Annotated in this window: 14 protein-coding genes; 9 read left to right on the plus strand and 5 right to left on the minus strand. The window is 57.5% G+C overall.

Annotation, left to right across the window (positions count from 1 at the left end; translation table 11 throughout):
• Nucleotides 1-4: 4 nt before the first annotated feature.
• Both VN622_00865 and VN622_00870 read right to left on the minus strand, forming a co-directional pair.
• Complete coding sequence (locus tag VN622_00865) at nucleotides 5-676, minus strand: alpha/beta fold hydrolase (protein ID HWR34403.1); 672 nt, start codon at nucleotides 674-676, stop codon at nucleotides 5-7.
• A 62-nt stretch (nucleotides 677-738) separates the two neighbouring features.
• Nucleotides 739-924, minus strand: a complete 186-nt coding sequence (locus VN622_00870) for a hypothetical protein (GenBank protein HWR34404.1) — start codon at nucleotides 922-924, stop codon at nucleotides 739-741.
• Nucleotides 925-1,223: 299 nt separating this feature from the next.
• On the opposite strand from VN622_00870, the gene VN622_00875 reads away from it, so the two are divergent.
• The gene (locus VN622_00875) at nucleotides 1,224-2,285 is read left to right on the plus strand and encodes a fibronectin type III domain-containing protein (GenBank protein HWR34405.1); all 1,062 of its coding nucleotides are present in this window, start codon (nucleotides 1,224-1,226) and stop codon (nucleotides 2,283-2,285) included.
• 140 nt (nucleotides 2,286-2,425) lie between these two features.
• The gene (locus VN622_00880) at nucleotides 2,426-3,514 is read left to right on the plus strand and encodes a 6-phosphofructokinase (GenBank protein ID HWR34406.1); all 1,089 of its coding nucleotides are present in this window, start codon (nucleotides 2,426-2,428) and stop codon (nucleotides 3,512-3,514) included.
• Between the two features lie 64 nt (nucleotides 3,515-3,578).
• Here VN622_00880 and VN622_00885 read toward each other — a convergent pair whose 3' ends face one another.
• Nucleotides 3,579-4,541, minus strand: coding sequence for an L-lactate dehydrogenase (locus VN622_00885; protein HWR34407.1), 963 nt, complete (start codon nucleotides 4,539-4,541; stop codon nucleotides 3,579-3,581).
• Between the two features lie 243 nt (nucleotides 4,542-4,784).
• Between VN622_00885 and VN622_00890 the strand changes: the two genes are divergently transcribed.
• Together VN622_00890 and VN622_00895 are read left to right on the plus strand one after the other, a co-directional pair.
• The gene (locus VN622_00890) at nucleotides 4,785-6,797 is read left to right on the plus strand and encodes a M1 family metallopeptidase (protein HWR34408.1); all 2,013 of its coding nucleotides are present in this window, start codon (nucleotides 4,785-4,787) and stop codon (nucleotides 6,795-6,797) included.
• A gap of 101 nt (nucleotides 6,798-6,898) precedes the next feature.
• A complete protein-coding gene (locus VN622_00895) occupies nucleotides 6,899-7,852 on the plus strand; it encodes a hypothetical protein (protein HWR34409.1) in 954 nt (317 codons plus the stop codon).
• A gap of 197 nt (nucleotides 7,853-8,049) precedes the next feature.
• Here VN622_00895 and acs (VN622_00900) read toward each other — a convergent pair whose 3' ends face one another.
• Complete coding sequence (acs, locus tag VN622_00900; protein ID HWR34410.1) at nucleotides 8,050-10,014, minus strand: acetate--CoA ligase; 1,965 nt, start codon at nucleotides 10,012-10,014, stop codon at nucleotides 8,050-8,052.
• A 201-nt stretch (nucleotides 10,015-10,215) separates the two neighbouring features.
• The gene (gene acs / locus VN622_00905) at nucleotides 10,216-12,132 is read right to left on the minus strand and encodes an acetate--CoA ligase (GenBank protein HWR34411.1); all 1,917 of its coding nucleotides are present in this window, start codon (nucleotides 12,130-12,132) and stop codon (nucleotides 10,216-10,218) included.
• A 421-nt stretch (nucleotides 12,133-12,553) separates the two neighbouring features.
• Between acs (VN622_00905) and VN622_00910 the strand changes: the two genes are divergently transcribed.
• The 5 genes from VN622_00910 to VN622_00930 all read left to right on the plus strand — a co-directional run bounded on the left by VN622_00910 (nucleotide 12,554) and on the right by VN622_00930 (nucleotide 18,174).
• Nucleotides 12,554-13,270 carry a Crp/Fnr family transcriptional regulator gene (locus VN622_00910; GenBank protein HWR34412.1) on the plus strand — a complete coding sequence of 239 codons (717 nt, stop codon included), beginning with the start codon at nucleotides 12,554-12,556 and terminating at the stop codon, nucleotides 13,268-13,270.
• 497 nt (nucleotides 13,271-13,767) lie between these two features.
• The gene (locus VN622_00915; GenBank protein HWR34413.1) at nucleotides 13,768-14,118 is read left to right on the plus strand and encodes a c-type cytochrome; all 351 of its coding nucleotides are present in this window, start codon (nucleotides 13,768-13,770) and stop codon (nucleotides 14,116-14,118) included.
• Nucleotides 14,119-14,496: 378 nt separating this feature from the next.
• Nucleotides 14,497-15,270: a 4Fe-4S dicluster domain-containing protein gene (locus tag VN622_00920; protein ID HWR34414.1), complete on the plus strand. Its 774-nt coding sequence runs from the start codon at nucleotides 14,497-14,499 to the stop codon at nucleotides 15,268-15,270.
• On the plus strand, nucleotides 15,267-16,442 hold the full coding sequence (hybB, locus tag VN622_00925; GenBank protein ID HWR34415.1) for a Ni/Fe-hydrogenase cytochrome b subunit: 1,176 nt from the start codon (nucleotides 15,267-15,269) through the stop codon (nucleotides 16,440-16,442). Before VN622_00920 ends, hybB begins: the two co-directional genes overlap by 4 nt.
• 4 nt (nucleotides 16,443-16,446) lie before the next feature.
• A complete protein-coding gene (locus tag VN622_00930; protein ID HWR34416.1) occupies nucleotides 16,447-18,174 on the plus strand; it encodes an ATP-binding protein in 1,728 nt (575 codons plus the stop codon).
• The last annotated feature ends 39 nt before the right edge of the window (nucleotides 18,175-18,213 follow it).

Here is an 18,213-nt window from a genome sequence, read left to right on the forward strand (position 1 = left end):
GCGATTATAAAGTAACGGCCTCGCGGGGCTTGATAACATCGCGAATCCACTGCTCGATGGCCGCTCGCATTTCGAGCAGGTGGCCGGCGAAGAAGTGATCGCCGCCTTCGATGAGCACCAGTTGCCTGGGTTCGGCGACATCGCTCATCAGTTTCTCAAGGCGTTCCTTTGGAGCGTGCTCATCGTGGTCGCTGCTGAGGAAGAGCTTTGGCTTGGCGCACGTTCGCAGATAGTCATACCTGTAAGCGCGGCCTTCGGCGAGGACAGGCGTTCCGAGGGAGATCAGCGCCTGAACCGCGTCGTCTGGACAGGCAGCGCGCAAGCCGATGGCGGCTCCGAAAGAAAATCCGGCGAAGATGATAGGGAGGCCAAACTCCTGCTTGAGCCAATCCAACGCGGTGCGCACATCATCCGATTCCCCGCGTCCCTGGTCATGTTCGCCAACGCTGGTTCCGACGCCTCGGAAGTTAAATCGCAGCACTGGAAAACCGAAGCCATTCAGGGCCTTCATGGCGTGGAATACAACCTTGTTGTGCATGGTGCCGCCGAAGAGCGGATGCGGGTGGCAGACCACGGCGGCGTATTCGGGTTGGGCGCTACCTGTATTCAGGAGCGCCTCCAACCGGCCTACGGCGCCATCGAGGCGCAATGAACGAATTTTCGCGTCTTGCGACATGCGCCTAGCATAGCAATGCAAACCGCGCTATGTCTCTTGGCCCCACGTGGGCAGGCGGAGCGTTATGGACGAGGCTTTCGCTGCTTTAGGCCAGCGGTGCGTCCATAGAGGAACGTGACGACGATCACGATGTAGAACAGGACGCAAACCCAAATCAGGCCGCGCGATTCGAGAAAAGGACAGATGAAAACCGTAAATACGGCTGCCGAGATGACGAGCAGCACCAGGTAAACCACGTTATGCCGCATTTGCTATGCGATGCTCGAAGGCAGGTACCCTTTGGCTTGTCAGGCGGGAGGATTCGCAAGCACGCCCGAGTTGAAGATGCACGGCTTGCCGGCTTGGACCAACTTGTCTTGCTGAGCGAGAGTCCGAACCCGAGTCGAAGTATCCCTACTGTTACGCCACATGCCGCACGAGAAACGAAATATCAGCGCAGCCAATCCGCCGCAGCTTCGGGTCCGTTACCACCCTTGGCATAAAGGTGGCATCGAAGTTGATACGCCACTTGAAATGCTCACTTCGTAGCACATTCCAGGGAGGAAATATGCGCAAAGAAATTGCAATCGCTGCGTTGGCATTGGTGTTCGGCGCTACAAGTACGCTTGCGCTGCCAGTTCCTGTTCCTGCCCAGCCGCAAGCGGCGCAGGGGCAGAACGCAGTCCAGATCGTAAATCAACCTCAAGCGCAGGTTACGAGCAGCAACTCGGCGAAGGTGGTCTGGACCACGAACGTGAACTCTGGCGGCATCGTGAAGTATGGCACCGATCCCAACAACCTGAACCAGACGGCAAATGCGCCCTGGGGCGGCACCACCCACGAGGTCACGCTGACGAACTTGCAGCCTAATACGACCTACTATTATCAGGCTGTAAGCCAGCACGGTCAGGGTACCGGAACCGGTGCACTAAGCCCCGTCCAGCAGTTCTCGACGCAAGGCCAGTCGGCCAGCGGCTCTGCCGGGAATCCGAGCACAACAGGACAGGCAAAGGCCGGCGATAACGTTGTGATCCTCGCCGGACCTGTGGTGCAGGATCTGCAGGGAAACACGGCTAAGCTATGGTGGCAGACCGACGATATGGCGGCAACCGACGTGCGCTACGGGTTATCTCCCAACAGCATGGACCAACGCGCATATGAGCGTGGAGGAAATCGCGACCACTCGGTTCAGCTCACGAACCTGCAACCCGGTAGAGCCTATTACTATGCGATTCTGAAGCGCGACGGCAGCGTCCGCACGACAGGGCAGTTCCAGACGCCTCAGAACATGGGTAGCCCAGTAAATGCGAACGCGATGATCACCAACGGTCCGGTAATCGAGTACCTCGGAGATAATCGCGCCGTGATCTCATGGACTACCGCGGCTCCCGCAAGCAGCGTTGTGCAATACGGCACTGACCAGAACGCGATGACGCAGATGGCGCAGGCGCAGTGGGGCACCAACCACCGCGTTGAACTCAACAACCTTCAACCGAATACACGTTACTACTTCCAAGTGCAGTCGGCACAATCGCAGGGAACCAACCAGATGGCCCAAGGCAACACGGGGCAGTTCCAAACGGTGGGACAGGGGCAGCAGGCTCTGACGACCTCGCCTCAGCGACGTTAAAGGGCAACAACACGCGTGAAGGTTGGCTAGTTCTTCGAAGGGTCGTCTAAAAGACGACCCTTTGCTTTTGGCTAAAGTTCTTGACGCATGATTCATACTTACTTCAGGACTTAAGAGTGGGAAACGCGGGAGCGAGCACAATGAAGATTGGCATCCTGACTGGCGGCGGCGATTGTCCCGGGTTGAATGCGGTAATTCGCGCCGTGGTTCGCAAGGGCATCTTCCATTTTGACGACGAGTTTATCGGCTTCCTTGAAGGCTGGCGCGGCGTGGTCGAGAACAAGACGATGCAGTTGGACCTTCAGGCGGTCGCGGGCATTCTGCCCCGCGGCGGAACAATTCTGCGCACATCCCGCACGAACCCTGCAAGCCGTGAGGGCGGGCTTGAACTCTGCATCAAGAACCTCGAAGCCAATGGTGTCCAAGCCCTCATCGCAATCGGCGGAGACGACACGATGAGTGTTGCGGAACAGCTAAATAGGAATGGCGTAAAGATCGTTGGCGTGCCAAAGACAATCGACAACGACCTCAGCGGCACAGATTTCTGCTTCGGGTTCGATACTGCTGTGGGCGTGGCCACCGATGCTATCGATCGCTTGCACTCTACGGCCGAAGCCCATAACCGCATCATTGTTGTAGAAGTGATGGGGCGCGACTCGGGATGGATCGCCATGTACTCGGGAATTGCGGGCGGCGCGGATGTGATCCTGATCCCTGAAAAGCCGTTCGACATCGATGAAGTTTCCGAAATACTGAAAAGACGCCACGCACGCGGACGCTACTTCAGTATCGTGGTGGTTGCCGAAGGAGCGAAGTTTGCCAGCGACGTCGATCCCCAGCATGGCGCACCGATCTTGCAGGACCTCGCACGCGACGAATTCGGACACGTTCGACTGGGCGGCATTGGTACGGTTCTGGCGCGAGAGATAGAAAAGCGGGTGGGTTTCGAAACGCGTTCCGTGGTGCTCGGCCACTTGCAGCGTGGCGGGTCGCCGACGCCCTTCGACCGCGTACTCGCTACACGTTACGGTATTGGCGCAATCGACATGGTGCACTCCGGCCAGTTCGGTCTGATGGCGGCGCTACGCGGTACTGAGATCGTGGCGATTCCTATAGCCGAGGCGGTGAATAAGACGCGACTGATCGATCCGAAGCTGATAGAGGTTGCCGACGGACTGCACGACAGCATGTTGGAGCCTGCGACCCATGTGGCCGTCAAGCGAGACTGAAGATCGGAACGTCGGGCGCAGGCTTGAGAGGTTGACGCGGGACGGCAGACTTGCCCGTCTGAGGTCAGGCGGCGAGATTCGCTTCGGCAGAGGTAGTGCGAAGCACTTCCGCCGATTTTCTAATCCCCTGGGCTTCCGCGTCACTCAGGTGCAGTTTGAGCACGCGCTCGATTCCGTTGCGACCGACGATCGTCGGTAGACTCAAGCAGACATCGTGGATTCCGTAGTACTCGTCGACCAAACTGGAGACGGAAAGCACGGTGCGCTGATCGCGCACGATGGCTTCGACAATGCGCAGCAGACCGGCGGCGACCGCGTAGTATGTAGCACCCTTGCGCTCGATGATGTGATAAGCGGCGTCGCGGGTCTCGCGGAAGATAGCGTCCATGGTGCCGGCGTCGTGCGCAATGCCGTTCAGGTCGGCGTAATCGGGCAGGCGCAGTCCTGCGATGTTCGCAAGCGACCACACGGGAACCTCACTGTCTCCGTGCTCGCCGATGATGTAAGCGTGCACGCTGCGCGCATCCACCTGAAAATATCTACTGAGCAGGTGGCGGAAACGCGCAGTGTCGAGAATGGTGCCCGAGCCGAGTACGCGCCGCGACGGCATCCCGGAGAGCTTGACCGAGATGTAGGTGAGCGCGTCAACCGGATTCGTCGCGACCAGGATGATGCCTTGCGGATTGCGGCGCGCTATCTCTGGAATGATTTGGCTGAAGATTGCTGCGTTCTTGCGAACAAGGTCCAGGCGCGTCTCACCGAGACGTTGTCCTGCGCCGGCGGCTACAACGGTAACAGTGGCTCCGGCGCAATCGTCATAGCTGCCAGCCCATACGCGTGTAGGACGGGTGAACGGCTCGGTGTGGTTGAGGTCCATGGCCTCGCCTTCAACGCGGGCCTGGTCAGTGTCAATAAGGACGATCTCGGCTGCGACGCCGCTGAACATGAGAGCGTAGGCGAAAGTGGCGCCAACGTGTCCAGCTCCAACAATGGCAACGCGAACGGGATTAGCTTGGGAACCGGACATAGAAACTCCGTAGATGGCTATCCCGAAGTGAGATGAGGCAGTGGAAATCGCGGATTGCTATTGGGGTGAAATAAGAAGCTCTACTCGGAACATCCTGTCCCGGCCCTGCGTACCATCCCAAAGATCAACATATTCGCCGGACTCGGCAGCCGCGTTGATTTGGTGTTCGAGTTGGCGTACACTTCGCCGCACATCTGGCAGCAGCCTCTCGCAGGTAAGTTCGCAACACACAGGAGATTGAGTATGCGCCGTGCGCATCATCTGCTTCTTCTATTGATCGTGGCCGTCTCCGTAGCCTCATCGTCTCAGGCAGCTACGCAGCCTGCGAGGAAAGTGCAACCAGCCCCGTCGCAAACAACGCTCTCACAGCGCGTAGTGGCCTACCAGATCGAGGGCAAGTACGACGCCAAGACGCACACATTCGACGGCGTGGAGACCTTGACCTACAAGAACCTGACTGGACAGCCGCTCGACAAGTTTCCGTTCCACCTGTATCTGAATGCCTTCCAGCCGAATTCTTCGATGATGAAGGAGATTCGCTGGAGCGGCGGTTCGCGCGACTCTAAGGGTAAGTGGGACGAAAAGCTTGCGGCCTCGAACGAGATCAAGTCACTGGAAGTCGTTGGCATGGGCGATCTCACGAAGCAGATGAAATTCATCTCGCCTGATGACGGAAACCCGGATGACCGCACGGTCTTCGAAGTGCAACTGCCAAGACCAGTGCCGCCTGGCGCCGACGTTCAATTCAAAATCGCGTTCAAGGCGAAGTTCGGCGAGCCGCTGGAGCGCGCAGGTTACAAGCGAGAATACATCCTGGCCGGGCAGTGGTTCCCAAAGGTGGGCGTGTGGTGGAAGTCGAGCCTGTCGAGTCCGAAGGGTGATCCGAATGAAACGAAACCCGGCTGGAACTGCCACCAGTATCACAGCGCAACAGAGTTCTTTGCGGATTTCGGAACGTTCGATGTGAAGCTTACGTTGCCGCAAAACTTCGTCTTCGGATCTACCGGCGTGGTCACCTCCGACAAGAACAATGGAGACGGCACGAAGACGATGACCATTCATGCCGAGGACGTGCATGACTTCGCGTGGACGGCCGCACCGGACTTCCAGGTGGTTGAAGACTCCGTGCAACTGAGCACCGGCACTGTGAAGATTCGCGCGCTGATGGCGCCTGGGCACATGGGTTCGGCGCAGCGGTACATTACCGCGGCGCAGGGCACGATGAAAAAGTTCGACGAGTGGTACGGACCCTATCCGTATCCCCAACTAACGATTGTTGACCCGCCGAGCGGAGCGGGTGCGACCGGCGGCATGGAGTATCCGATGTTCATCACGGCGGATACGTCGTGGCTGATGCCGAAATCCTTGCTCCTCCCCGAGATAGTGACGGAGCACGAATTCGGTCACCAATACTGGTACGGCATGGTGGGCAGCAATGAATTCGAAGACGCATGGCTGGATGAGGGCATCAACAGCTATGCGGAAGTGAAGGCGCTGGACGCGCTATACGGGAGGGCGACAAGCATTCTGAACTCGCGCCTGGGCGTCGCAGGCGACCGCGAGATGCAGCGAGTCTCCTACGACACCGCCGCCGATATCGACCCGCTCTCGCGGAACGCGTGGCAGTACGGCAGCTTTGGGTCGTATGGCAGCGTGACCTACGGTAAAACGGCAACGATTCTGCTTACGCTCGAGCACATCATTGGCGAAGATATGCTGCGGAAAGCCCTGCACACCTATTTTATGAAGTATCGCTTCCAGCATCCGACGGAGCAGGACTTCATGAATACCGTCAACGAAGTCGCGGGGCAGGACCTGACGTGGTATTGGCAACAGGCGGTATACGGAACGCAGACTCTGGACGACCGAATCCTTTCGACCACCTCCGATCGCATGGATTGGGCTGTCAAGAATCCTTCCAAAGAGAAGAAGGGAGAAACGATGTACCACTCACAGGTGGTGGTCCATCGCCGCGGAACGTTCCAGTTCCCTGTCTTGCTGGAAGTGAAGTTCGATAACGGAGAGACTCTCCGCGAGCAGTGGGATGGCAACGACCGTTGGCATAAGTTCTCGTGGGAGAAGAAGGCGAAGATCGTTTCCGCCGAGATCGACCCCGATCACCAGGTGCTGTTGGATAAGGACGAGTTCAACAACAGCTACGTGGTGAAGGCCGACCGGGCGGCAACACAGAAACTTACGGCGTACTGGCAGGTATTCGCTCAATGGTTCGGCCAGATGCTGGCATGGCTCACCTGATAGGCGGCGCAACGCGCGTACGAGCGGACCGTCAACTCTGCACAGCAGTTCGCAGAAATCGGACAACAGCAGCTTATGACCGAAGATCAGGAGATGAGCAAATGAGCGGAAATGAGAAAAATCTGGTGACAACGGGTGCGGGCCTCGTGTGGCGACATCAGCGCATCCTGTGGTGGGTGTTCGGCGTGAACTTCGTCCTTGGGCTGATGGGAACCATGGGCGCGCGCGCCGCCTTCAGCCGCGTTCTCGACCATAGCCTGGCAGCGCAAAAGATTTCCGGACAGGTGCGCATCATCTCCCTGATCGACTTGCTCGCCAAACCTGATGTGCAGATGCCCGCGTTGGCCGCTCCCTCCATTGCATTCCAGGTGGTGTTCTTCGTTTTCATGCTGTTCGTGGCGGGCGGCATCCTAAGCGTGTATCGAGAAGACCGGCGCCTTGCTGTGCCGGAATTCTTCGAGGCGTGCGGGCTGTATTTCTGGCGGTTTTTCCGGCTCATGCTGATCTCGCTGATTCCGTTTGCAATCGCGACTGCGCTCTATCTCGGCGTTGGCAAGATTTCGGAAAAAGTTGGCGAGGCCAGTCCTTACGAGAGCCATGCGTTCTGGGTGCGTGCCATCGGCGGGCTCATCGTGATTCTGCTGTGGCTGTTTGTGCGACTGTGGTTCGACGTCGCGCAGGTGCGTGCCGTTGCGCAGAACGAGCGCGGAATGTGGCGTAACACCTTCCGCGCACTCAGAATCAGTTCGAGAGCGGTGGGTATGTTGTTGTGGTTGTACTTCCGAATCAGCCTTGTGGCGTGGGTGGTTCTGATCGCAGGAATCTGGTTGTGGCTGCGTATCCCAGGTACCGCCTTTTCCGCCTCATGGCTGCTGCTTGAGGTAGTGCTGCTCATACAGATCGCAGTGCGCTTGTGGCAAAGGGCTAGCTGCATTGCCTGGTACAAGCTCTACGCGGAAGAGCACCCGGCGGCAGCCGTCGAGTTCACCACACCAAAGCCGGCGGAGATTGTAGACTCGGCTCCGGCATCAACAGCAGCTCCGGCAGAATCGTAAATGGACAAACAGAACATCCCCATTTAAGCCTTTTCTTTGGGCTTGAACGGAGGTGTCATTGCAACTGGGAAAGCTCTCCCAACGCTATCCCATGCAAGCAAAGGAAGCTTGCATGGGGCATCCGCATCTCCTTCAGGCACCTGCAAAGCTCAGGCACCCGCTCCCGCATGGGCACCTTGACGCCTCCCATTGAGCGACTACTCTTCACTCTGTTTCAGTCGGGCGATCACGGTAAGATCTTCCAGTGTCGTCGTGTCACCCTTGACGTCGCCACCGGCGGCGAGTTCTCGCAACAAACGCCGCATGATTTTGCCGGAGCGAGTCTTGGGAAGCTGGTCGGTGAAGCGAATGTCATCGGGCTTTGCCATCGACCCGATTTCCTTCGCCACCCACGCGCGCAACTCTTCTTTCAGTTCGTTCGATGGGGTTCGCCCGGATTCCAGCGTGATGAAGGCGCACACGGCTTGTCCCTTGATCTCATCCGGACGCCCTACGACGGCGGCCTCGGCGACCTTGTCATGCGCCACAATGGCCGACTCGATTTCCATGGTCGAAAGGCGGTGTCCGCTGACGTTGAGCACGTCATCGACGCGGCCCATGATCCAGAAATATCCGTCCTTGTCTTCACGCGCGCCGTCTCCGGTAAAGTACACGCCCGGAATGTCCGACCAGTACTGCCTCACGTAACGATCGGGGTCTCCGAAAATCGTGCGCAGCATCGCAGGCCAGGGCTTCCTAATAACAAGGTAACCTCCAGAGCCGAGCGGAACACGCTCGCCGGTGCGGGTAACGACTTCAGCGACGATGCCCGGAAACGGTCGTGTCGCGGAACCGGGCTTGGTGGGAATGGCACCCGGGAGCGGCGTGATCATGATCATGCCGGTTTCCGTCTGCCACCAGGTATCGACGATCGGGCATTTGCCCTTGCCGATAGTCTCGCGATACCACATCCACGCTTCTGGATTGATAGGCTCACCGACGGTGCCGAGCAGGCGCAGGCTGCTGAGGTCGCACCGATTCGGCCACTGCTCGCCCCACTTAATGAATGTCCGGATCGCAGTCGGTGCGGTGTAGAACACGTTGACCTTGTATTTCTCGATGATGCGCCAAAAGCGATCAAGTTCGGGAAAGTTCGGCGCGCCTTCATACATGAGCGACGTGGCTCCATTCTGCAATGGACCATAGACGATGTAGCTGTGTCCCGTGACCCACCCGATGTCGGCGGTGCACCAGTAGATATCTTCGTCCTTGAGGTCAAACACCCACTTAGACGTGATGTAGGTGCCGACAGCGTAGCCGGCTGTCGTGTGTACGATGCCCTTCGGCTTTCCGGTAGTGCCGGAGGTGTAAAGAATGTAAAGCGGATGCTCGGAATCTAGCGGTTCTGCGGGACAGTCGTCGCTGGTGCCGGCCATGAGGTCGTGCCACCAGTGGTCGCGTCCCGGTTCCATAGCAACCTGTGAACCTGTGCGGCGATAGACGACAACGTGCTTCACGCTGGGACAGCGATGCAGAGCTTCGTCCACGGTCTCTTTCAGCTTCACTTCTGTGCCGCGGCGGTAGCCTCCATCCTGCGTGACGACAGCAACCGCGTGCTGGTCAGTGATGCGATCGACGAGAGCGTTTGCCGAGAAGCCGCCAAAGATGACCGAATGCACCGCGCCGATTCTTGCGCAGGCCAACATGGCAACGGGCAGTTCCGGAACCATTCCCATGTAGATGGCTACACGATCGCCCTTCTGGATGCCAAGCTTCTTTAGGACGTTTGAGAACCTCTGGACTTCTGTGAGCAACTGCTGGTATGTCAGCGTGCGGCTGTCACCGGGTTCACCTTCCCAGATGATCGCGGCTTTATTGCGCCGCCATGACTGGACGTGACGATCCAGACAGTTGTAGCTGAGGTTGAACTCTCCGCCGACAAACCATTTAGCGAAAGGCGTATTCCACTCGAGAACTTTGTCCCAGGGCTTGAACCAGTGCAGATCCCCGGCGATATTGCCCCAGAATCCTTCGGGATCCTCTGCGGCTTCCTTATAGATGCGCTCAAACTCCGCCGCACTCTTAATGTGGGCGTTCTTGCTGAAATCAGCAGGTGGCTCGAATAATCGGCTTTCTTGCAGCGTGGAATCGATATGCACGTGAGACGCAGTCGTGTCCGCCATTGAGAAGGCTCTCCTCGGGAATCTAGTTGCCAGAACCTGACTTTCGAAACATGGTTCAAAACCGCACGGCCTGGAACAGGGATGACGTGCGCGGCGCAAGGACTACTGGTTCAACTCGAGCGCCGCCAGAAAGCTACTGGTCCGTCGCACCCCGCGACGCACGCAGCGCGGACCGCCGCCGTACGGCGGAGCCAAAATCATCTATGTCTCCAGCGTGGACAAATCGCCGATCTCGGCACCCGTTGCTTGCGCTTTCAGCAGACGGCGCATGATCTTGCCGGAACGCGTTTTCGGTAAAGCAGCCACAAACTCGATCGCGCCCGGCGAAGCAATGGGACCCAGCTCGCGGCGAACGTGGTCGATAAGCGCGGCGGCAAGCGTCTCGGACGCGGCGTGTCCTGAACGCACCTGTACGTAGGCTTTAATGCTTTCGCCCTTCATTGCGTCTGGAATGCCTATGGCGGCAGCTTCGGCAACGGCGGGGTGTGAAACGAGAGCGCTTTCAACTTCGGCGGTGCCGATGCGATGTCCGGCAACGTTGAGCACATCGTCGGCGCGGCCGAGCACCGTGATATAGCCGTCGGCGTCCTTGATGGCGACGTCGCCAGTCACGTAAGCGCGATCGATCTCCAGCCAATCACGAACGTAACGTGCATCGTCCTTCCAGATGGTGCGCATCATGTGAGGGAATGGACGTTTCAGGATAAGGCGTCCACCCAGGCCCGGATGCACAGGCTTGCCCTCGGCATCCACCACGTCGGCTTCCACGCCGGGCAGTGGCACGCCCGCTTTACCCGGACGCACGCCCATAGTCACGGGCGTTCCCAACGTGGGCCCACCCAGTTCCGTTTGCCACCAGTTGTCGATCACGTAGCCCCACTTGCCGTCACCTGCGAGATAGGTCTGCGCCCAGCGCCAGGCTTCCGGATTGAGTGGCTCACCGGCACATGCGATGACGCGCAAGCTGGTGAGATCGCAATTGGATGGATACTTTTCGCCATGGCGCATGAACATACGGAGCGCGGTGGGCGCTGTAAACATCTTGGTAACGCCATACCGTTCTACGATCTCCCACGCGACACCGGGATTCGGGTAATCGATTGCACCCTCGCGCACGAGCGTCGTGACACCGGCGCAGAGCGGTCCGTAAACGATGTAGCTGTGGCCAACGATCCAGCCGATATCTGACGTACACCAGAAGATGTCGCGCTCACCGACGTCGAAAAAGGACGCGAGGTGATACGTGGTGCCGACCATGAATCCGCCGTGCACGTGCACTACGCCCTTCGGCTTGCCCGTGGTGCCGGAGGTGTAGAGGATGAACAGCGGATCTTCGGAATCCATATCTTCCGCGGGACACTCGGAGGAGTGCTTCATCAGTTCGCGGAAGTCCATTTCCAGCGGAGCGGTCAGGTCGAGTTTGCCATCTCCACGTGGTGCGACGATGACCTTCTCCACGAAGCTGAGGCCATCGATTGCTTCATCCACAATTGTCTTCAGCGGAACGTCTTTGCCGCGCCGGTATCCTTTTTCAGCGCAGATGATGATCTTCGCTTCGGCGTCCGTAATACGATCGCGCAGGGCCGTATGGCCGAGCCCTGCGTAGACGACGGAGTGAATGGCACCGATGCGGGCACAGGCCAGCATGGCAACAATGCCCTCAATGGTGAGCGGCATATAAATAATGACGCGGTCGCCCTTACGAACGTCTAGCGATTTGAGGCCGTTGGCGAATCGGCACACCATACGATAGAGCTGTCCGTAGGTGATGACCCGCTCGGTGCCGTCTTCTCCCAGCCAGATATAGGCGACACGGTTGAAACGCTCGGATTTCGCGTGACGGTCAAGCGCGTTAATCGTGATATTTGTCCGCGCGCCGAGAAACCACTTGTGGTGGATCCCGTCCCATTCCCACACTTTATTCCAGCGCTTGCTCCAGGTGAATTTCTTGGCGAATTCGCCCCAGAAGTAGTCGGGGTCGGCGACCGAGCGGTGGTATTCCGCGCGCCAGTGCTTGAGAATCGCGTTATTCGCAACAATGGATGGAGGTGCGTACTCTTCTTCGCTGCTGGAATAACTGCCGATATTCTGGGCCGGGATCTTGATTGGGCTACTCATACCGTAAGACTCCTAATTAGGCAGTTCCGGTGGCCAGTGGCCAGTCTGTTGTACGTCGATCCGAACAAGCAGATCATCAAGACTGAGCGCGAGATGAACGCAGTCGTGCCTGGTCGAACCGAGCAATATTCCTGATGAAAACCCCAGCACGTCCCCGGTGTAATCGGGCGTGCGATTGCAGGAATAATACTCCCGCTAAGTTCGACAGAGCTAAGAATCTGAACAGCCCCCTCAACCTTCAGGCATTTCGCCACTCCAGGTAACACACTCCATCTGATTATGCGGAAAAGTAGCAGGTTACTCAGGATGCGGCTGCGGGCCACATACGCAGAATCAGGCACTTAGGAGCGTTTAAGCACATCAGAGGAGGAGACTTGTCACTGCCTTCAGTGATATATTCAATATATTAAGGGAGGCGTGCGTGGGTTCGCCATATGGCCTTGAGCTCGTCGAGAATTGCCTAATCTGTAAGCTGCGGTCCGACAGTTTTTTCTGCGGACTGCCGAAGGCTTCACTGGAAGCCTTCGAGAGAATTAAGTTCACAGCCGCCTATCCGGCGGGCGCGGTGCTGTTTGTCGAGGGGCAGTCGCCCCGTGGTATTTACATGCTGTGTAAAGGCCGCGTGAAGATGTCGACCACATCGAGGGATGGGAAGACGCTGATCCTCAAGATCGCGCAACCCGGTGAAGTGCTTGGCCTACACGCTACTGTTTCTGGAACGCCTTACGAGATCACTGCCGAAACCGGACAGCCCTGCCAGTTGAACTTCATCAAAAGAGACGATTTCCTGCGGTTCCTTCAGGAGCATGGCGACGCCTGCCTGAAAGCTGCCCAGCATCTCAGCCGGGATTGCCAGTCCGCCTACCAGCAGATTCGCTCCCTTGGTCTCTCGCACTCGGCTCCCGAGCGCCTGGCGCGTCTGCTAATCGAGTGGTCCCACAGTGAAGACCACACATCTGACGGCACACGCATCAAGGTTGCGCTGACGCACGAGGAGATAGCTCAGATCATCGGTACATCGCGCGAAACTGTCACACGTACTCTTGCCGACTTCCGTAAGAAACAGATTGCGATTCTGAAAGGGTCTACACTCACCATCAAGAACAAGCCGATGTTAGAAAGATTGGTTGGCGCTTAGAAGCTGATCCTTCAGCTTTGGGACTTAACGGCCTGTGGAGAACCCTCCGCAGGCCTTTCTTTTGGTTCAAGCAACACTTAATCACTGACCGCACCTCATGACAGGACACGGCTGGGCACACCCAGGAGGTCGGCCTTCCTCGCTCGCAGAAATCAGCAATGCGCTCTCGTCGCAAGATGAGTCGTTCTGCAACACATTGGCGACCACCACGACTTCCTAGCGTTGCGAAGTTAGGCAAATCGAAACTCTCGAAGCGTAGACTGCCGATGCGCTTCGCAACGTACCCGGCCTACCACGGGGCCAGAACTGTTGCGAGTCACCTCAGAACGTGACTGGCGTCACGGACAGCGCTGGTGAAAAACTCCACACTTCAGATGGAAATGGGTTGTAAGCCACACAATCCATTCCCGCTGTGGTTATTGAGGTCTGGTGTGGGCGAGGCAGCTTACACTGCCCCGCCCGTCTAAGTGGACAGTTCATATTTTTGCGGAGAACTCATGAAATCGTACAAGCCAGTCTGGGTGGCAGTATTCGTTTTGGCGGTAGCGATGTTCCTGGTGCTGCCTAGCATCTCGTGGGCAGCAGATGACGCTGCCGTACTCTATAAGACCAAGTGTGCTGCTTGCCATGGCGCAGAAGGAATGGCAAACACGCCCATGGCGAAGAAGCAGAACATCACTTCTTTTGCCGCCGATAAAGTGCAAAAGGCGAAAATCGCTGATATTGAAGACTGCATCCTGAACGGAGGCAAAGAGAAGAAGGCCTCGCACGTGTTTGCAGCCAAGGGCGTGAGTAAAGAAGACGCCGGAAAGCTTGCTACATACGTCAAGAGTTTAGGAAAGAAGTAGAGAGTCAATTCCCGCACGAGATGCTGGCCGGCAACACGGCCATGTCTTTGGGGTGCGATATGGAAATTGCAGCCGCAATTCGGCTGGTATCGGGGACGATCCGGAGCGAGAGATGTTCGCCTTTGGCGAGCGGCTATTATTCGCGTTCTCACCAACGCATGAATCACGGATTGTTTGCCTTCAGTGGTTCAGAGCGTTGGCGTATCTGTCTCCTAACGACACATCTCTTCCCTGCTATCCCGGTTTCAAGAAAGCCTAATAGTGAAGCGGCCGATACCGCCATCCGCCAGACGCAACCAGTCGCTGCATGGTCGTGCCGTGCAACGGGGAGTGTGTCAGGCGAATGGCCATCGCGTACGCAGTTAAAGTGGAGAGTTTATGAGTAAGGCACTTTTGTACGACGCCACTTTATGCGTCGGTTGCAAGGCATGTGAGGGGGCTTGTGCGGAACAGAACAAGCTGCCTTATGACGAGACGATCGCCGCCGAACAGGTCCAATCGGACCACAAGTTCACGGTGGTATTGAATAAAAACGAAAAGTATATGCGCCGTTTGTGCATGCACTGCCAGGACCCTGCATGCGCTTCGGTCTGCCCCGTAGGTGCGCTGCATAAGACCGCTGCGGGGCCGGTTGTCTACGAAGAAGACCGCTGCATGGGATGTCGCTATTGCATGGCGGCTTGCCCGTTTGGTGTTCCCAAGTACGAGTGGTCGAAGGTTCTTCCCAAGGTTCAGAAGTGCGTTATGTGTCCGGACCGCGTGGCGGCCGGTAGGCCGACCGCATGCACTGAAGCGTGCCCGACGGGCGCGACCAAATTCGGCGAACGCGAAGAGTTGATACAGGAAGCTCGTGACCGAATCCGTCAGAATCCCTCGAACTATGTTCCGCACGTCTTCGGAATTGAAGAGGTTGGCGGCACATCCGTATTGATTCTCTCCGGCGTAGCTTTCGAAGAATTCGGACTGAAGCCGAATGAACTGCCTAAAGATCCGCTTCCTTTATATACGTACCGCGTCCTTTCTCGCATTCCCGACTTCGTTCCGCTGGGCGGAATGGTGCTCGGCGGCGTGTGGTGGATCACCCATCGTCGCGAAGAAGTAGCTGCTGCCGAAGCAGCGGAGAAGAAGGAAGACCGGGGAGGTTCGCGATGAAGTTCAAGCTCACATTCTGGAAATTCGTCTTCGCCGTAATCATGGCGCTTGGGACCTATGCGCTGTTCGTGCGTTTCACGCAGGGGCTAGGGGCGTCCACAAACCTGACCGACCAGTTCCCCTGGGGCATCTGGATTGGCTTCGACGTGCTCTGCGGAGTAATGCTGGCGGCTGGCGGATTCACCCTCACGGCCGCCGTGCACATCTTCAACATCAAGCGGCTGCACGCCATCGTGCGGCCCACGGTGCTGACGGCGTTCCTGGGCTACGCGCTGGTCTCGATCGCGCTCGTGATCGACCTCGGCCGCCCGTATCGCATTTGGCATCCGCTGGTCATGCGAAACCCACATTCGGTGATGTTTGAAGTTGCGTACTGCGTGATGCTGTACTTGGCAGTATTATCGCTGGAATTCTCTCCAGTGGTGCTGGAGCGCTTCAAACTCGAAAAGCCGCTGAAATACATCAAGGCGGCGCTCATTCCGCTGGTCATCCTGGGCGTCATCCTTTCGACGCTGCACCAGTCTTCGCTCGGCACGCTTTACCTGATCATGCCTACGAAGCTGCATCCCTTCTGGTACAGCCCGCTGCTGCCGGTCTACTTCTTCATCTCGGCCATTGCTGTCGGACTCGCAATGACGATCTTCGAGTCTTCGATCAGCTCGAAAGTTTTTGGCCGGGCGCTGGAGTTGCCGATCCTGAGGGAACTGGGTCGCGTCATGATGGTGGTGCTGGGGGTTTACGGCATCCTGCGATTTGAGGATTTGTTCCATCGCGGCGTGTTGAAGCTTACACTGGTGCCGTCGTATGAAATGTATCTGTTCTGGCTTGAGATCGCACTAGCGCTGGTGCTACCGCTAGTGCTGCTTTGCATCCGAAAGGTGCGGATGTCGGCTGGTGGACTCTACCTGTCGGCCGTATTGGTGGTGCTTGGGTTCATCACGAATCGTCTGAACGTGAGCATTACCGGCATGGAAACCTCAGCCGGACAGCACTACATTCCAAAGTGGACCGAGTACTCGATTACTGCGGCGATCGTTGCCGTGGGATTTGCGCTCTTCGGACTGGCAGTGAAGTATCTGCCGATCTTCGAAGACACTGAACACGCGCCGGAGGAGGCGAACGCAAAAGCGATCGCAGCCGCCGCAACAGCGATGAGCCATGCCGGAAAATGAACCAATGTCGAACGCGTCCTCGCCTTCCGAGACGAGCGACGCAGCCTGCCGCGTCGGGAAAGACGCAGCGGCCTCGTTTCGCCACGGGAAATTCCACGATATCTGGAGTTTCCCTTGGCGAAGTGTGAGCGGCAAACTGATTGCCCTTCTCATGGTGACGATGTTGGTCACCTTCGGCGTACTCGGATGGTTGAATATTCGCCTGCATCGCAAGCACCTGGAAGCGACAACGCTTGCAGCCGCCGACCAAATGGGCGATGTGATCAAGCGCAGCACGTCGTACTACATGATGCGCAATGATCGTTATGCGCTCTATGAAATGATGAGTACCATGGCTGACGAACCAGGCGTGGAGCGCCTGCGCATCATCAACCAGGAGGGACGTATCAGTTTCTCCACCGACCCGGTGGAAGTAAGCACGCAGGTCGATAAGAGCGCAGAGGCCTGTTATGCCTGCCACACTCAAGCGCAGCCACTCACTCGCTTAGACCGTCCCGACCGCTTCCGTATATACCGCGGAAACAACGAACGCGTCATGGCAATCATTACGCCGATCGAGAATGAACCAGCTTGCTCGAACGCTGCCTGCCATGCGCATCCCGCGAGCCAGCGCATTCTTGGCGTCTTGGATACGCATCACTCCCTCGCAAAGGCCGATGCCGGTGTTGCTGAGGGAAGCCGAATGATGCTGCTCTACACCGCAGTCGCCATGTGCCTGATAGCGGGACTGAGCTGGTTATTCGTGTTGAAGGTCGTCCATGAGCCACTCGGACAACTGCGTCGCGGCACCGAAAGACTCGCTAAGGGAGAGCTTGGACATCAGATTGAGGTAGGCTCTAAAGATGAGGTCGGAATACTCGCGTCCTCGTTCAACGACATGAGCAAGCAACTGCTTGATTCCCGCCAGGAAGTAACTGCCTGGGCGCGTACCCTGGAAGATCGCGTTGAACAAAAAACCAGCGAACTGCGGCGCGCTCACGACCAGATGTTGCAGGTCGAGAAAATGGTTGCGATAGGAAAGATGGCGGCCGTGGTCGCACACGAGATCAACAATCCACTGTCTGGGATCCTGACCTACGCCAAGCTCATGAAGAAGTGGATCACGCGTGGCGTGACAACCGCAGAGAAGAAGAAGGAAGTCAATGACTGCCTCGACCTGGTGGCAAGCGAAAGCCGTCGTTGCGGTGATCTTGTAAGAAACCTGCTCACTTTCTCGCGGACATCTCCCATGAACCTGGGGAAATCGGATCTGAGCCTTATCGTCGACCGCGTAGTGCGACTGGTGCAACACAAGGTCGAGATGACGGCGATTCAATTTGAAGTGACCGTCGCCGAGAAATTGCCGCTCGTCTACTGCGACGCTGCGCAGATCGAACAGGTACTGCTGGCGCTGGTGATGAACGCGATTGATGCCATGCCGCACGGCGGAAATTTGTGGCTAGCGGCCCGGCTTCTGCCGAGCAATGAAGTTCAGCTCGAAGTGCGCGATGATGGCATGGGTATCCCGCCGGAGTTGCTCTCCAAATTGTTCGAGCCCTTCAATACCACCAAGGATGTTGGCAAAGGCGTGGGTCTTGGGCTCGCGATTAGCAAGGGCATCGTCGATCGTCACGGCGGGCGTATCGACGTCGAATCCGTGCTGGGACACGGAACAACCTTCCGCATAGTGCTGCCGATCGAGCCCGCCAGTGCACCTATTGCCAAGCACGCGGACATGGCCCTGAAGAATTGAACGTGATGTGAAACCGGCTGACAAATGTGCCGGGGGTGA

It is taken from the genome of Clostridia bacterium (assembly GCA_035561135.1).
GTDB lineage: Bacteria > Acidobacteriota > Terriglobia > Terriglobales > Acidobacteriaceae > DATMYA01.